Below are 288 nucleotides of genomic sequence, written 5' to 3'. Positions count from 1 at the left end.
GGCGAAGCGCGCCGGGCACTGCAGGAGGCCGAGCGGCAACTCGATCCGGGTGAGCTGGAAAAGGCGGCCGAGCTGATCGCCCGGGCCCGCCAAGTCACCGTGTTCGGGCTCGGCGGCAGCTCTTCGGCGCTGGCGCAGGAAACCCAGTACCGGCTGTTTCGCTATGGCATCTCGATCAGCGCCCAGTGCGATCCCTACCTGATGCGCATGACCGCCTCGACGCTGAAGCCTGGCGACCTGGTGATCGCCATCTCGGCAACCGGGCGCACGCGCGTAGTGATCGAGGCC

At 68.4% G+C, this 288-nt stretch carries 1 protein-coding gene; it reads left to right on the top strand.

Annotated features, from left to right (window positions below; genetic code table 11):
- Window positions 1-288: SIS domain-containing protein (locus EN862_RS35765; protein ID WP_135913349.1), on the top strand; the 288-nt coding region annotated here is incomplete at both ends.

It is taken from the genome of Mesorhizobium sp. M2E.F.Ca.ET.219.01.1.1, from assembly GCF_004016445.2.
Classification (GTDB): domain Bacteria; phylum Pseudomonadota; class Alphaproteobacteria; order Rhizobiales; family Rhizobiaceae; genus Mesorhizobium.
The sequence above is the reverse complement of the archived record's forward strand: the minus strand, read 5'-3'. Positions and strand labels throughout refer to the sequence as shown.